This window comes from Aidingimonas lacisalsi, from assembly GCF_008079445.1.
GTDB lineage: Bacteria > Pseudomonadota > Gammaproteobacteria > Pseudomonadales > Halomonadaceae > Aidingimonas > Aidingimonas lacisalsi.
Map to the genome: position 1 here is coordinate 86,976 of NZ_VRYH01000001.1, position 14,586 is coordinate 101,561.

The window sequence follows — 14,586 nt, forward strand, 5'->3', positions numbered from 1 at the left end:
CTTACAGGGATTCGATCCGGATGCGCGGCGAACACTCGCCGGGGGGTTGTGGTGCCAGGCTATCAGGGGCCGGAAAGGCCTCGATCCGCTCGGCCTCGATGCCGATGCGCACTTCGCTCAGTATACGGTTGCCCCGGCCACGACAGGCCAGGTGTAGCGCTTGGCGAGTCCCTTCACCGAAGGCCGCCTCGAACGCCGTCATCAACTCATCGATCGCGACCTCGCCACCCCGGTTGATCACCACGAAATCGACGAAAGCGCTCGCATTGACACGTTCAAGCAGATCGACCGACAGCGCGAAGTAGTCGGTTTCAGGCAGCGCCAGGCAGGCAGCATGCTTGGCATACTGATAGTGGTCCAGACAGCTCGCCTGTCCCGGCATGACATCCGCCACGTCATCGGCAAGAGGGGCTGGCAGGGACGGTTCGGGATGGGCGCAGAAACCACCGCCAAGACGGTCATCGTCGATGAAACAGCCGTCACGCCACCAGCGTTCACGGTCGATGCCACGTTCCGCAAAGCGCTTTGGCAGCGACGGCCATAACCCATGCAGCACGAATCCTTGTTGCTTCGAAGCTTCGACATCCCGACATTCATCCGGTGGTCGTGACTGCGTGGCGCAAAATCCCGGGTGCCAGGTCAACGCCAGGGTGTAGTGATCGAATGCCGCCGGGTCATGCGCGACGGAGTCATCCCCCAAGGCAGCAAACGCCAGACATCCCCCTGTCAGGATCCATGCCCCCACCGCGACAAGACGCATCGCTCAATCCCCCTTGAGACGCCCCCCCATCTCCTGAGCCAGATCCACGGCGAAGTGGTCGGTCATGCCACCGATGAAATCGAGCATACGCCGATAACTGTCATAGAGGCTCCAGGAAGGGCGTGGTGTATTCTCGCCAATCAGGGCCAGTACGCGCTGATGCTTGAATGTGGACTGACCAGTGAAATGCAGTTCATGAGCGGCACCGATGAATGCCTCGAGCAGGATACCAAGCGTCGTGTAGGCGCCAATTTCAAGCTTGGCCTTGCGCTCGTTCTGAAAGATGCGCTCGCGGGCCAAACGCTTGGCCGCACCGACCCCCCAGCCAAGATCGGGATGGCACAGTTCCAGCAGATCGGTCTCCAACGCACCGTTGAGCAACTCCTGCTCATGCTGTACGAACACGTCCGCGACATCCGTAACCGCCCGCTCCATGGCGGCGCCACGCAGTGCCGCAATCTGCCGCCGTTGCGAAACGCCATCGCGTTTCATCGCCTCGTATTCCAACGGCACGCCGCCCGCGATATGGATCAAAACTTCAGCGACTTCCTCGAAACGCAGGATATCCATTTCCAGGCCATCTTCCAGGTCAAGCAAGGCATAACAGATATCATCAGCCGCCTCGACCAGCCAGGCCAATGGATGGCGGCACCATACCCAGTCGCCACGCGGCCTGAGGCCGAGCCGTTTGGCCACCTCGGCCAGCAAGTGCTTTTCCGACTGATAACTGCCGAACTTCCCGGCCGTCCCCCCATGCTCTACCGTCCAAGGGTATTTGAGCAGCGTGCCCAGGGTAGCCCCGGTCAATCGCATGCCACCCTTGAACTGGTTGTACTCGATCTGCGTGACGATCCGGAATCCCTGAGCATTCCCTTCATACGTCAGCAAGTCGGCACACTCGGTATCGGTCAGGTCATCGAGCAGTCCCCCGGTCTCTTGTTCAGCCCGCTTGAACCAGTCACGAATCGCATACTCACCGGCATGACCAAATGGAGGGTTGCCAATATCGTGGGCCAGGCAGGCCGCTTGAACGATCACGCCCAAGTCGGCCGGGGTAATCCAGGAAGGCAAACGGTGACTGAGTTCTTCGCCAACGATCATGCCCAGCGAACGACCGACACACCCGACTTCGAGTGAGTGCGTAAGGCGGGTATGAATATGATCGTTGTCAGTCAGGGGATGTACCTGAGTCTTGCGCCCCAGGCGACGGAACGAGCCGGCGAACACGATCCGGTCATGATCCTTGTGAAACGGGCTGCGACCAACTTCTTCACGCGAACCGCGGGGCTTGTCGTTAAGCCGGGTCGGCGCCAGTAGCCGCTCCCAGTGCATATGGGTCATTGGCTTTCTCTCCTTGAGCCCCCATTCTGGCACCCCGAGGACGGCCATGGCTATCAGTCGCTGTCCCGGATCAGCGCGACTGCTTGACCAGCCAGTTGAACAGCAGACCAGCCACGATCAAGGTCGCAGCGAACGCATAGATCCCCACGGAAATCCCACTGCTCCAGAGAATGTCCCAATCACCACTGGATATCGACATCGCCCGACGCAAGTTGTATTCCATCTGGCCACCCAGCAACAGGCCGAGCACTACGGGTACCGTAGGAATTTCGAGCTTCCTGAGTATGTAGCCGAGCACACCGAACGCCAGCATCATGTACAGGTCGAATGCACTGTTGCTCAACGAGTAGATACCGACAAAGGCCACCATCACGACCATCGGCATCAGAAACCAGCCTGGTGCCCGCAGCACGCGGGCAAAGAGTCCCACCAACGGAATATTGAGCAACAACAGCATCACGTTGCCGATGAACAAGGCCGCCACCAACCCCCAGACCATCTCCGGCTGATCCTCGAACAGCAAGGGGCCGGGCGTGATATTCATGGACAACAGCATGGCCAACAGAATCGCCGTGGTTCCACTGCCCGGTATGCCCAATGACAGCATAGGGATCAACGCGCCTCCGGCAGCGGCATTGTTGCCTGCCTCAGGCGCAGCCACACCGCGTGGGTCACCTTGGCCGAATTTGCCATGACGGCCCAACCAGCGCTTTTCCAGGGTATAGGAGAGGAAACTGCCCAACGCCGCTCCCGCGCCTGGCAGGACACCCGCGATGAAACCGATGAACGAGCTGCGCGTGATGGTCGACCGGCACTGCCAGGCACTGCGCATGCCTGGCAGTGCCGAGCCGAGCTTCAGCGTCGGCTTGTCGCTGTGGCGAGTATCCTCGAGGAAAAGCAGGCACTCGGAAATGGCAAACAGACCGACCAGTGCCACGATGAAGTCGATGCCATCGTAGATCTCGAACCAGCCGAAGGTGTAGCGAGGCACGCTGCTCACGGAATCCAGCCCGACGGTGCCGAGCAGCAGCCCCAAACACGCCGCGATGAAGCTTTTCGACAGGCTGCCGCTGGTCACGCCGCCGATAGTGGCGAAAGCCAGCATGAACAGTGCGAAATACTCTGCGGGACCGAATTGAATCGCGACACCCACCAGCAACGGCGCAAATAGCGTCAAGCCGATGGTCGCCACGGTAGCGCCAACGAATGACGCCACACCGGAGAGTCCCAACGCTTTACCGCCGAGCCCCTGGCGCGCCATGGGATGGCCGTCCAGGGTCGTCATCATGGCCGGCTCGTCACCAGGAATATTGAGTAGAATGGAACTGATTCGGCCCCCGTACATACAGCCATAATAGATACTGACCAGCAGAATCAGTGCCGCTGTCGGGGCGAGACCAAAATTGAACGTCAATGGGATCATCAGCGCCACACCATTGACCGGCCCTAACCCCGGAAGAGAACCGATCAGTGTGCCAAGCGCACATCCGACCAACGCCAGGAAGAGGTGCTGGGGCTCGACAGCCACAGCGAACCCTTGTGCAAGAAAGGCGAGCGTATCCATAGCGACCCTTTTACCAGTCGAGGCCGGGCATGTTGGGGAGCGGCATTCCCAGAGCGAACTCGAACAACCCATAGAGACCGACTGTCAGCACCGCCCCGCACACCAGCGCGGGTTTCCATCGCGCACCGAACAAGCGTATCAGCAGTATCACGGTGACCAGGCTGGCTGGCAGGAAGCCCCATGGCTCGAGAAACGCGCCGTAACTCGTCAACAGGGCCAACGCACAGCCCTGGCGAATCAGCGCCGCCCGATGCGGCCAGCGCTGATTGAACCCGGGGCGCAGGATCAGGTAAAGCGAGATGACGCCAAGCGGTACACAGACCAGACGTGGAAACACGCCTGGCCCCACCGGTTGCATGAAACCGGCCGTGAAGTTGAAGGAATAACTCCATGCCGCCACGGCCAGGACCAACAGCACGGCCCCGGCGATCCGGTCGCCGACGACACCGGAAATCCGCTCAGGCTGGACGTCGGTTTCGCTCACTCAATGACCCCGATCTCGCGAGATACCTCCTGGACATTCTCGATCGACTGACGCACGAAGTCATCGAAATCTTCGCCGCCCCGCCACAGCGGTACCAGACCGTTCTGTTGCGCGACATCCTTCCACTCGTCGCTGTCATAGAGCGTCTGGAGCGTTTCCACCATGGCATTGTAATCGTCATCCGAGACATCACCGCCGGTATAGAAGCCCCGCCAGTTGTAGCCGGTCACGTCATAGCCCTGCGAGGTCGCCGTTGGCAGATCCTCGAACGGCTCAGGCAAAGGCTCCTCGGAGAGCACGGCCAGTACACGAACATCGCCTGACTCGATGAAGCCGGCGATCTCCCCCAAGTCCGTGGACACGACATCCACATGGCCGCCCATCATCTGTGTCACGGCGGGGCCGCCGCCATCGAACTGGACCCATTTGACGCTACTGATCTGGTCGGCAGGCATGCCAGCCGCCTTGGCCAGCATCAGGGCACGGATATGATCCCAGCCGCCCGCGCCGCTGGAGCCTGCCATGGCCAACGAGTCGGGCTCATTGATCATATCGTCCAACAACTCATCGAGTGTTTGATACTCGCTCTCGTCATCGACCAGAATCACCCCGACATCCGTCCCCAGCATTGCCAGCCAGCGCATGGTATCGGCTCCGCCGGGGTACTGACCCTGAGCGATCTGGGTCATCCCCACCGTACTGGTGGCCACGATGAGATCACTATCGTCGGAACGCTCGCTGGCCACGTTGGCAAAAGCCACGGCACCGACGCCTCCCGGCATATTGGTCACCTGAACCGAGCCATCCACCAGCTCCAGGTCGCGCAGCAGCTTGCCAACGGAACGGCAGGTGAAGTCCCAGCCGCCGCCCGGATCGGCCGGCGCAATACATTCATCGATCGGCAGGGCCTGGCTCGGCGAGCTAAGGGCCAGGCCGGCTCCCAGGAAGGCAGCAGCAGCAAAGCCATGCCGGGCGCGCTTCAATATACTCATCTGATCGTTCCTCCGCTTGTTGTTATCAGTGACTCGGAATCGAGCCTAGCGTCCTGCAGGGTAGTTCAAACAACCCCTTTTTCGCGCAACGCATCGATCTCCGTATCGTCGAAGCCCAGCTCGTTCAGGACGTCGCGACTATGTTCGCCGAGAGCCGGCACGGGGTGGTGCACTGCAGCAGGCGACTCCGTCATTTTTACCGGAAAGCCGGTGACCGGAATCCGCCCCAACGCACCTTGATCGATTTCGAGCTTCATCTCCTGAGCCAGGACCTGAGGATCCTCGAACGTCTCGCGCAGATCATGGATACGGCCACACGGCACACCTGCACGATTGAGATGCTCGATCCACGCATCAACGCCATGCTGCTCGATTTCCCGATTGAGAATGTCACGCAATGCTTCGCGGTTGGCCATGCGCCGATCGTTGTCTGCGAAACGCTCATCGTCCAACAGATACAGCATGTCCAGCGCCCCCAGGAAACGTTCGACCATGGCATCGTTGCTTGGCGCGATCGCCACTTGTCCATCGCTCGCTCGAAACAATCCGTAGGGATAGAGCATGGGATGATCGTTCCCCGTGCGGGCCGGCACCCGATCGGTGGCAAAGAATTCCGCAGCCAGATAGCCCATCATGCTGATCAAGCCGTTGGTCAGAGCCGTTTCCACGATATCGCCGGCCCCGGTGCGTGCGCGCCGCACCAAGGCCGCGCAGATACCGAACGCCAGGTTCTGGCTGGCCACCATATCGCTGATCGGCGGGGCGGCACGCATGGGTTCACCATCGCTGGGACCGTTGACATTCATGAAACCGCTCATTGCCTGAGCAATGAAGTCATAAGCGGGCCGGTCACGATAGGGACCTGTGGAACCGAAGCCATTGATGCGCCCCACGACCAGATGTGGATAACGCTGACGCAACGTCTCGTCATCCAAGCCCATCTTGCCCAGCACGCCGGGGCGAAAATTCTCGACGAGCACGTCCGCGTCATCCAGAAGCTGACCCAGGATGACCTTGCCCTCATCACTGCGCAGATCCAGCGTCAGGGAGCGCTTGTTGCGATTGAACTGGGCGAAATACCAGCTGAACCCGTTGACCTTATTGCCCTGGGAACGCACCACGTCACCACGCCCCGGCGGCTCGACCTTGATCACTTCAGCACCATGATCGCCCAGAATCTGCGTACAGAAGGGCCCCGATATCACGCGCGTCAGGTCGATGACGCGAATGCCCTCAAGGGTTCCAGTGTCGCCCTTTTCAGCGTGTGACATGCTCACCCCTCGGCAGTCGGAACGGCGGAACGGTCGCTGGTCGCCAGTCGCGGCCCCGCCTTGGACACCTGACCCGGCAAGGGGCGGCCCATCAAGCGAGAAGCGAATCGGGCAGCATCGATCATGCATTGAAGGTCGATACCGGTATCGATTCCCATCTCACTCAGCAGATAGACGAGATCTTCGCTGGCGATATTCCCCGTAGCGCCGGGCGCGAAAGGACATCCACCCAGGCCACCTATCGAACTCTCGTAGCGTTCCACGCCAAGCGCCAATCCTTGCATGACGTTAGCCAAACCAATACCGCGGGTATTATGGAAATGTAACGCAGGGGACAGGGAAGGCGTTGCACGCCGTAACTGCTGAACGCGATCGACGACCAGCGGTGGGGTTGCCATACCCGTGGTGTCACCCAGCGACACGCGAGTGACCCCGAGGTCAACGAACCGGCGGGCGATCTCGACCACCGACTGGACGGGCACGTCGCCCTCGAACGGACAACCGAAGCTGGTGGCGATAGCACCGCGCAACTCGATACCACTGCCCTCCAGCCGTACCGCGATACGCTCGAAGCTCGCCAACGACTCGCTTACACCCGCGTTGACGTTCTTGGCGTTATGACTCTCCGAGGCAGAGACGAACATGACCACGGAATCGACACCTGCCGCCAGCGCCCGCTCGGCACCACGCTGGTTGGGCACCAGCGCCGAAAAATGGACGTCCTCCAGGTCCTGGAGCTCGGCCACCAATTCCGCTGCATCGGCGAGCGCCGGCACGGCACGTGGACTGACAAAAGACGTCAACTCGAATTCGCCCACCCCGGCATTGACCAACATGCGCACCAGCTCGGCCTTCTGCGACGTGGCCAGTCTCACCGCCTCATTCTGCAAACCATCGCGCAGCCCGACTTCGGTGACCTGAACCCGGTTGGGACGACTGTCTGATGCCGACGGAAACGCATCCATGACCTATCCTACAATATGAAAGGTGGCAAGCACTTCCTGGCACGCTACGAGAGAGCGTCCACCCTCACAATGCCTCTTTCGTCCAATGCACCGATGGCGTCAGGTCACAGAAGGTCATCTCCCTCGCTGGCGTAGGCATCAGTCCCCATCCGCCAGTGCCGGCAACAACACCTTCACCTTGCGCGTCAGCGTATTACGCCCCCAACCGAGCAGTTCGGCGGCTTCTCCCTTGCGACCACCGGTATGCTTGAGCGCTGTCTCGATCAAGATGCGTTCGAAGTCGGGAACGGCCTCCTCCAGCAGGTGCGTGTGGCCGGCGGCCAGGGCGCGGTCGGCCCAATCGCGAAACGCGGCACGCCAGTCACCAGCCGCGACTTCTTCGTCATCGGCTTGGCGAAGCTCCGGGGGCAGGTCGTCGATCAGCACTTCCCGACCCGACGCCATCACCGTCAACCAACGACACGTGTTCTCGAGCTGTCGTACGTTACCCGGCCAGGGCAAGCGAGTCAGATGCTGTTCGGCTTCCTTGGTCAATACCTTGGATTCGGTCGCCAGTTCCTTGGCAGCTTCGGCCAGAAAATGCTCGGCCAGACGAGGAATATCCTCGCGCCGTTCGGACAAGCGTGGCAAATGGACACGAATGACATTCAACCGATGGAACAGGTCTTCGCGGAAGCGCCCCTCTTGGACCAGCGTCTCAAGATTCTGATGCGTCGCGGCGATGATCCTTACATCGGCCTTGACCGATAGATGGCCACCGACCCGATAGAATTCGCCATCCGCCAGTACACGCAGCAGGCGCGTCTGTGTATCCGGCGGCATATCGCCGATTTCATCGAGAAACAGCGTTCCGCCATCGGCCTGCTCGAAACGTCCTCGCCGTTGCGCCGTGGCACCTGTGAAAGCCCCCTTCTCATGACCAAACAGCTCGGACTCCATCAAATCCTTGGGGATCGCCGCCATGTTCAAGGCAATGAACGGCTTTTCGGCACGCGGGCTGTGCTGGTGCAACGCTTGAGCGACTCGCTCCTTGCCGGTTCCCGACTCCCCATTGATCAGCACCGTGATATGCGATTGCGAGAGCCGTCCGATAGCACGAAACACCTCCTGCATGGCCGGTGCTTCCCCGATGATCTCCGCCGACAAACCTTCAGGAGCACGCGCGGGACTCTGCCGCTCACGCGCATGCGCCACGGCACGCCTGACCAGCGACAGCGCTTCATCGACATCGAACGGCTTGGGCAGATACTCGAAGGCGCCCCCCTGATAGGAGGCGACGGCACTGTCGAGGTCGGAGTGTGCCGTCATGACGATCACCGGCAGATCCGGGTAGGATTCACGCACCTGAGCCATGAGATCGAGCCCATCCAGCCCAGGCATGCGAATGTCCGTGAGCAACACTTCGGGCGGTTGTTTGAGCAGGCGTTCCAATGCAGCATCGCCTCGTTCGAAGCTCTCTACTTCCAGATCCGGCTGGGCCAGGGCACGCTCCAGCACCCAGCGAATGGCACGATCGTCGTCAACGATCACGATACGTGCAGTTTCTTCAGTCATCAGAGCCTCCAGCAGCGGCAGTCGTGGACGTCTCCAGGGGAATCAATAGACGAAACTCGGTTCGCCCGGGATGGGAATCGCATTCGATCAATCCGTGATGTTGATGCAGTATCGACTGAGCGATGGAGAGACCCAGGCCACTACCTTCGGCACGACCCGAGACCATAGGGTAGAACAGGGTTTCACGCAGCGACTGAGGAATGCCGGGCCCGTTGTCGATGATGGCGACCTCGCACACCAGCCGATGACGCTCCGCCCCCAGCGTGAACTGGCGCCGGGCACGTGTGCGCAATACCAGTTTCGGCTCATGGGTACCGTGCTCTTCCAGCGCCTCGACGGCATTGCGCGATACGTTGAGAACGGCTTGGATCAACTGCCCTTCCCCCCCCGCAAGTTCCGGCAGGCTGGGGTCATAATCGCGTACCACATCGACCTTGGCATGCTCGGCAATCAGCAAGGTACGCACACGCTCCAGTACCTTGTGGACGTTCAGCGGCTGATGCTGCTCCAAGCGGTTCGGGCCCAGCATGCGATCGACCAGATCACGAAGCCGATCCGCCTCTTCCACGATGATACGAGTGAATTCGGCCAGTTGCGGATCGGGCAAGTCGCGCTCCAGTAATTGGGCCGCGCCACGAATTCCCCCGAGCGGGTTCTTGATCTCATGCGCGAGGCCGCGTGACAGCACCTTGATCGTCTCCTGACGGGCAATCAGCGCCTCCTCACGCGAAATTCTCAACAACCGGTCCCGAGGCTCGATCTCCAGCAACAATTCATCATCGGAGAGTGGCGTCACGGTGAAATCGACCGTCACTGCCTCACCCCCGGGTATCAGGAGCTGGGCTTCACGCTGGGTGAATGGATGGAAGTCGCGTCGCGCCTTGGCCAACACCGACGCCACCTCGCCTTCCAACCCGGCCAGGCTCTCCAGCCAGGCACCTTGGACACGCCCCAGGCTGACCGCCAGCATGGCTTCTGCCGCAGGATTCATCCAGCGCACCCGTAATGCGCCATCCAGCAGCACTACAGCCGTGGTCAGGTGTTCCATCAAGCGTTGATACATGGTGCATCCCAAACAAATGGCTTTCACTATTGATGTGCAAGAAGCGCGCCAGCATAGCTCTTGCCGCAAATGCGGGTTGCATGGCGGTGCAACGTCATTGTACGCACCATATTAGTGCACTAGCTGGGCGGGATCGATCATAGAAGGCGCATGCCTGCGACATCGGCCAGCGCGGTGTGAGCCCAAGCGCTAACGATCAGGATTATTGGGGTTGTTGGGCATATGGAGACTGGCACGCTGGACATACAACGTAACCGGGGCGCTACGCTGAATGACCCTCCCAACAGCCGTGAGCAATTCCGCCTGGAGGACATGCTTGCCGCGCACCAGATCGGACAAGACAAACGAGCGGGTATGTGCCGGAGCCAAGGCCAACTCACCATCGAGTCGCAATTGCACTCGATATGTCGGATGCAGCTCCGGCTCGACCGCCAGTTCGACCGACACCGTCCCCGCCTTGCCAATCGGCAGAGTCGTGCCATCGCCAGGCGCGACGATCCGGAATCCGTCATACCCCGTCGGTGCTGCCTGCCCGGTGTCTTTCTCCAACACACCCAGAGAGGCGGTGGCAGCAGGCAGTACGATCAGCGGCGGAATATCGACACGCTGACCACCCGGCGCCGGTCGGTCAGTATACAGGACCCGACCCTGGGCATCGGTCACACGATAGACATCGGTGTCAGCATGAGCCGATAGCAGACAACTTCCCAAACCGGCAATCACCCATCGCCAATGCAGCGTCATGCTGATCATTCCCCCTCCCTGGGCAACGCTCTTGTCATGAGTCTAACGTAAGAAGGGCCCCGTCAAAGCGGAGCCCTTCATTATGTCACGATGGCAGACTGAACGATGTCAGTCTGCGATCGATGACCGACCTGCCGACTTTCCACCGGCGTATCAGCAACTATAGTACATGTCGAACTCGACCGGATGCGTGGTCATGCGCAGACGCTCCACGTCTTCTTCCTTGAGTTCGATGTAGGCATCGATCATTTCATCGGTGAACACATTGCCTTCAGTCAGGAAGCTGCGGTCATCGTCCAGCGCCTGCAGCGCCTGTTCCAGGCTTTCCGCCACGGTCGGAACGGACTTGCCTTCCTCCGGCGGCAGATCGTACAGGTTCTTGTCCATGGCATCCCCCGGATGGATCTTGTTCTTGATGCCATCGATACCGGCCATCAGCATCGCTGCAAAGCACAGGTACGGGTTAGCCGTCGGATCGGGGAAGCGGCACTCGACACGCTTGCCCTTCGGGCTCGAGGTATACGGAATCCGGATGGACGCGCTGCGGTTACGTGCGCTGTAGGCCAGCATGACCGGCGCTTCGAAGCCCGGCACCAAACGCTTGTAGGAGTTGGTGGAAGCGTTGGAGAACGCATTGATGGCACGTGCGTGCTTGATGATGCCACCGATGTAATACAGGGCCGTTTCGGACAGTCCCGCATACTCATCGCCCGCAAACTGGTTATTGCCATCCTTCCAGAACGACTGGTGGACGTGCATGCCACTACCATTGTCGCCAACCAGGGGCTTGGGCATGAAGGTCGCCGTCTTGCCGTACGCGTGGGCCACATTGTGGATGACGTACTTCATTTCCTGGACTTCGTCAGCCTTCTTGACCAGCGTGTTGAACTTCACGCCAATCTCGTTCTGACCGCCGTTGGATACCTCGTGGTGATGCACCTCGACGCCCTGACCAATGGCTTCCAGCGTATTGCACATGGCGCTACGGATATCATGGAAGCTATCCACCGGCGGTACCGGGAAGTACCCTCCCTTGACCCGCGGACGGTGCCCCAGGTTGCCGCCTTCGACGCTACGATCGGTCGCCCATGCACCTTCCTCGGAAGTTACCTTGTACATGGCGCCTTCGATATCGGCTTTCCAATGAACTTCATCGAAGATGAAGAATTCGGGTTCCGGACCGAAGAAGGCCGTATCCCCCAACCCGCTCGATTGCAGGAAGGCTTCGGCACGCTTGGCGATCGAGCGAGGATCGCGCTCGTAGCCCTGCATGGTCGCCGGCTCGATGATGTCGCAGCGCAATACCAGCGTCGCGTCTTCGGTGAACGGATCGAGATACGCCGTACCATCTTCAGGGCGCAGGATCATGTCGGACTCGTTGATGCCTTTCCACCCGGAAATGGAGGAACCATCGAACATTTGCCCTTCTTCGAAGAATTCCTCGTCGACATCCCGTGCCGGAATCGTAACGTGCTGCTCTTTCCCCTTGGTATCGGTAAACCGAAGGTCGACCCACTTGACGTCGTGTTCTTCGATTAGGGCGAGGGTCTTCTCAGACATGTTGTCCTCCACATTAAGGCTCGAATCGTTAGCTTGCGTGTCCAGCGTCGTTTGTAGCATGCCCCGGACACCTTGCCCACGGCATTATGACAAACGCTATCGGATATTGACGCTACCCGACAGTAATGCAGGCAACGTGCCAAAATGGCGCACCACACCTCAGAAACCCAGTACTTCTATTTATTTTCAAATAGTTATGAATCACAGCCCACTTCAGCCATCACGCAAGGCTGTCGTTTTTACCGCCCCAATGCACCAAAGTGGATCGAATCCATATCGAAAAGCACAATAATGGTGCGAAATGGTCGCTACTTGATGGTTCAGGTGCTGCATCCAAGGTCATCGGTTGCGCGGCAGAAGGGCAGAGAGACTAAAAAAATCACCTCGAAAAAGAATTGATACCTAGCGAAACCAAAGACTACTATTCATTACATATTGTTTCGTTATCTCTATTCGATGACAGCATGACCTACGACCCCATAGGCTGCAAACCCTCACCGTATCAGGCCATGACCGGGGCAATGTCGCACTTTTTCGGCGGAAGACGCACCCAACAATCCGTAACATTGAATCATCTCAACAAGGCAGCAACATCGATGAATGGCTACTGCATCATCGTGGATATCGGACTCATGGCATCACGCCTGCCCCGATATCTCGCCACGCTCAGAAATGCCGTGCAGCATTTTCCCGGGCGCACCGATGTGCGGGTCGTCAGCGATGCCCATAATGCACGTCTTGCTACCATGAGCAGGCGGTTCGGTGCCCGCTTCGAGGCCGTTTCTCAGGCATCGATCGGCGCCCGCGGCAACGCCGTGGCAAGTCAATGCCTCGGTGATGCTCTCGTATTTCTGGCGCCACGCGGCAAACTTGGCGAGGATTGGCTTAACGATGCCGACCACCTGCTCAGCGACCAGGCCTGGGACGCCGTCGTTTTCAAAGCCCCCGATCATGGCAAGGCCCGTGGCCTCAGCCGGCTATGGCGAACGCCACCATTGATGCCCGGCACGCTATGTGTCCGACGCCAGTGGTTCGAGCGTATCGGAGGATTCGACCCAACCTTGAACGACCGAGCCTACCAGGACCTCATTGACCGGCTACGCGCCTGTCAGGCGCGCGTCGTCGAAATCACGCTATAAGTCGATCGTCCTCTACCGTTCACCTCAGGACGCGATACACTATTAACAAGACTCCGTAGAGGAGCAACGCCATGCAAGGACTGGATCTGACACTCGACATCGCGCAGCGGCTACGCGGCCATTGGCGGCGCAGCCTGGCGGAGCCTCTACGGGGCCGCAGTGCCATCCTGATACTGCATCGGGTCCTGCCGGACGAACAGGAAGCCAGGTTGCCGCACCGTGCCCCTTACTGTCTCGGTCCGGAGAGTTTCCGCCACCTGTTGATGAGCCTGGTGGAAGTCGCTCGCATCGTCAGCCTCGACACGGCCCTCAAACCACACCGGGATCCACGTGCCTGCATTGCCTTGACCTTCGACGACGGTTGGCGGGATACCGCCGAAACCGCAGCGCCTGTACTCGACCATTACGCCTTGCCGGCAAGCGTATTCGTGACGACCGGACTGTTGGGCAAGCCGCGAGGTTTCTGGTGGGAAGTGCTGGCCGAAGGCTTATGGTCCCGCCAGCGGCTCGGGCTGATTCGGGATACGCTGGGCGATGCCGGCCTGCCGCTGCCGCCCATGCCACCCAAGCACCCGGACGATGCCTACAGTCGTGCGTTGTTGCGTTACCTTACGATGCTGCAGCAAGCACCGGCCTCGCGCTTGGATGACGCTACCGACTGCTTGCACCAAGCACTCGGGCAGGCTCCCCACGGGCTGGACCCTTTCAGCCTGCGACGCTTGGAAGCCAGTGGCCTGTTCCGCTTCGGCGCCCATGGGGTGCGCCCCCATCCGCTCGACATGCTCGACGATCAAGCCGCCAGCTTCCAGATTCGCCGTTCGCGACACGATCTGGCAAAGCTATGCCGGGAGCCACTCGATGCCTTCGCCTTCAGCGATCCACAACCGTCGTCCCGTCTCAAGCAGTTAGCCAGCCAATGTGGCGTACAAGTCGGACTGGCCGGCAGTGGGGGCTGGCTGAGCCACCATGACGACCCGCTGGCACTGCCCCGCATGCCAATCAGCCAACCGGTAGCGCAAAGCCCCGGCCGCCTCTATGACTGGTTGCTGGGACACCCCTGACCCCCTGAGTCGGCCTCGGTGATCATTTTTTAATCGATAGCGCTAGCCGTAGCCCGGGGGCAGCCCCTATAATGCGCGCACTTTTCGC

13 protein-coding genes are annotated in these 14,586 nt (G+C 60.0%); 2 read left to right on the forward strand and 11 right to left on the reverse strand.

Going from position 1 to position 14,586, the window contains the following annotated elements:
* Position 1: 1 nt before the first annotated feature.
* From FVV99_RS00395 to glnA, 11 genes are all read right to left on the reverse strand, one after another.
* A complete protein-coding gene (locus FVV99_RS00395) occupies positions 2-760 on the reverse strand; it encodes a ribonuclease T2 family protein (protein WP_148252032.1) in 759 nt (252 codons plus the stop codon).
* Positions 761-763: 3 nt separating this feature from the next.
* The gene (locus tag FVV99_RS00400; RefSeq protein ID WP_148252033.1) at positions 764-2,101 is read right to left on the reverse strand and encodes a deoxyguanosinetriphosphate triphosphohydrolase; all 1,338 of its coding nucleotides are present in this window, start codon (positions 2,099-2,101) and stop codon (positions 764-766) included.
* Between the two features lie 70 nt (positions 2,102-2,171).
* Positions 2,172-3,665, reverse strand: a complete 1,494-nt coding sequence (locus FVV99_RS00405; protein ID WP_148252034.1) for a tripartite tricarboxylate transporter permease — start codon at positions 3,663-3,665, stop codon at positions 2,172-2,174.
* Positions 3,666-3,675: 10 nt separating this feature from the next.
* The gene (locus FVV99_RS00410; protein WP_148252035.1) at positions 3,676-4,149 is read right to left on the reverse strand and encodes a tripartite tricarboxylate transporter TctB family protein; all 474 of its coding nucleotides are present in this window, start codon (positions 4,147-4,149) and stop codon (positions 3,676-3,678) included.
* Positions 4,146-5,141: a Bug family tripartite tricarboxylate transporter substrate binding protein gene (locus FVV99_RS00415; RefSeq protein ID WP_148252036.1), complete on the reverse strand. Its 996-nt coding sequence runs from the start codon at positions 5,139-5,141 to the stop codon at positions 4,146-4,148. The genes FVV99_RS00410 and FVV99_RS00415 overlap by 4 nt, the downstream gene beginning before the upstream one ends.
* A gap of 65 nt (positions 5,142-5,206) precedes the next feature.
* A complete protein-coding gene (locus FVV99_RS00420) occupies positions 5,207-6,412 on the reverse strand; it encodes a CaiB/BaiF CoA transferase family protein (protein WP_148252037.1) in 1,206 nt (401 codons plus the stop codon).
* 2 nt (positions 6,413-6,414) lie between these two features.
* Positions 6,415-7,377 (reverse strand): hydroxymethylglutaryl-CoA lyase, encoded by a 963-nt coding sequence (locus FVV99_RS00425; protein ID WP_148252038.1) that lies wholly within the window; start codon positions 7,375-7,377, stop codon positions 6,415-6,417.
* 138 nt (positions 7,378-7,515) lie between these two features.
* Positions 7,516-8,931, reverse strand: coding sequence for a nitrogen regulation protein NR(I) (gene glnG, locus FVV99_RS00430; RefSeq protein WP_148252039.1), 1,416 nt, complete (start codon positions 8,929-8,931; stop codon positions 7,516-7,518).
* A complete protein-coding gene (gene glnL / locus FVV99_RS00435) occupies positions 8,924-9,994 on the reverse strand; it encodes a nitrogen regulation protein NR(II) (protein WP_148252040.1) in 1,071 nt (356 codons plus the stop codon). Before glnL ends, glnG begins: the two co-directional genes overlap by 8 nt.
* Positions 9,995-10,183: 189 nt before the next feature.
* Positions 10,184-10,747 carry a DUF4124 domain-containing protein gene (locus FVV99_RS00440; RefSeq protein WP_148252041.1) on the reverse strand — a complete coding sequence of 188 codons (564 nt, stop codon included), beginning with the start codon at positions 10,745-10,747 and terminating at the stop codon, positions 10,184-10,186.
* 144 nt (positions 10,748-10,891) lie between these two features.
* Positions 10,892-12,298 carry a glutamate--ammonia ligase gene (glnA, locus tag FVV99_RS00445; protein ID WP_148252042.1) on the reverse strand — a complete coding sequence of 469 codons (1,407 nt, stop codon included), beginning with the start codon at positions 12,296-12,298 and terminating at the stop codon, positions 10,892-10,894.
* Positions 12,299-12,762: 464 nt separating this feature from the next.
* On the opposite strand from glnA, the gene FVV99_RS00450 reads away from it, so the two are divergent.
* Together FVV99_RS00450 and FVV99_RS00455 are read left to right on the forward strand one after the other, a co-directional pair.
* Positions 12,763-13,437 (forward strand): glycosyltransferase family protein, encoded by a 675-nt coding sequence (locus FVV99_RS00450; RefSeq protein ID WP_148252043.1) that lies wholly within the window; start codon positions 12,763-12,765, stop codon positions 13,435-13,437.
* A 71-nt stretch (positions 13,438-13,508) separates the two neighbouring features.
* Entirely contained in the window at positions 13,509-14,498 is a 990-nt protein-coding gene (locus FVV99_RS00455; RefSeq protein ID WP_148252044.1) for a polysaccharide deacetylase family protein, read from the forward strand.
* The last annotated feature ends 88 nt before the right edge of the window (positions 14,499-14,586 follow it).

What these genes read in the sequence shown, in the direction of transcription:
- FVV99_RS00415 (WP_148252036.1), bottom strand. Translation starts at nt 5,141, where the DNA reads ATGAGTATATTGAAGCGCGCCCGGCATGGCTTTGCTGCTGCTGCCTTC.
- FVV99_RS00455 (WP_148252044.1), top strand. Translation starts at nt 13,509, where the DNA reads ATGCAAGGACTGGATCTGACACTCGACATCGCGCAGCGGCTACGCGGC.
- FVV99_RS00395 (WP_148252032.1), bottom strand. Translation starts at nt 760, where the DNA reads ATGCGTCTTGTCGCGGTGGGGGCATGGATCCTGACAGGGGGATGTCTG.
- FVV99_RS00400 (WP_148252033.1), bottom strand. Translation starts at nt 2,101, where the DNA reads ATGACCCATATGCACTGGGAGCGGCTACTGGCGCCGACCCGGCTTAAC.
- FVV99_RS00440 (WP_148252041.1), bottom strand. Translation starts at nt 10,747, where the DNA reads ATGATCAGCATGACGCTGCATTGGCGATGGGTGATTGCCGGTTTGGGA.
- glnL (WP_148252040.1), bottom strand. Translation starts at nt 9,994, where the DNA reads ATGTATCAACGCTTGATGGAACACCTGACCACGGCTGTAGTGCTGCTG.
- glnA (WP_148252042.1), bottom strand. Translation starts at nt 12,298, where the DNA reads ATGTCTGAGAAGACCCTCGCCCTAATCGAAGAACACGACGTCAAGTGG.
- glnG (WP_148252039.1), bottom strand. Translation starts at nt 8,931, where the DNA reads ATGACTGAAGAAACTGCACGTATCGTGATCGTTGACGACGATCGTGCC.
- FVV99_RS00425 (WP_148252038.1), bottom strand. Translation starts at nt 7,377, where the DNA reads ATGGATGCGTTTCCGTCGGCATCAGACAGTCGTCCCAACCGGGTTCAG.
- FVV99_RS00450 (WP_148252043.1), top strand. Translation starts at nt 12,763, where the DNA reads ATGACCTACGACCCCATAGGCTGCAAACCCTCACCGTATCAGGCCATG.
- FVV99_RS00405 (WP_148252034.1), bottom strand. Translation starts at nt 3,665, where the DNA reads ATGGATACGCTCGCCTTTCTTGCACAAGGGTTCGCTGTGGCTGTCGAG.
- FVV99_RS00420 (WP_148252037.1), bottom strand. Translation starts at nt 6,412, where the DNA reads ATGTCACACGCTGAAAAGGGCGACACTGGAACCCTTGAGGGCATTCGC.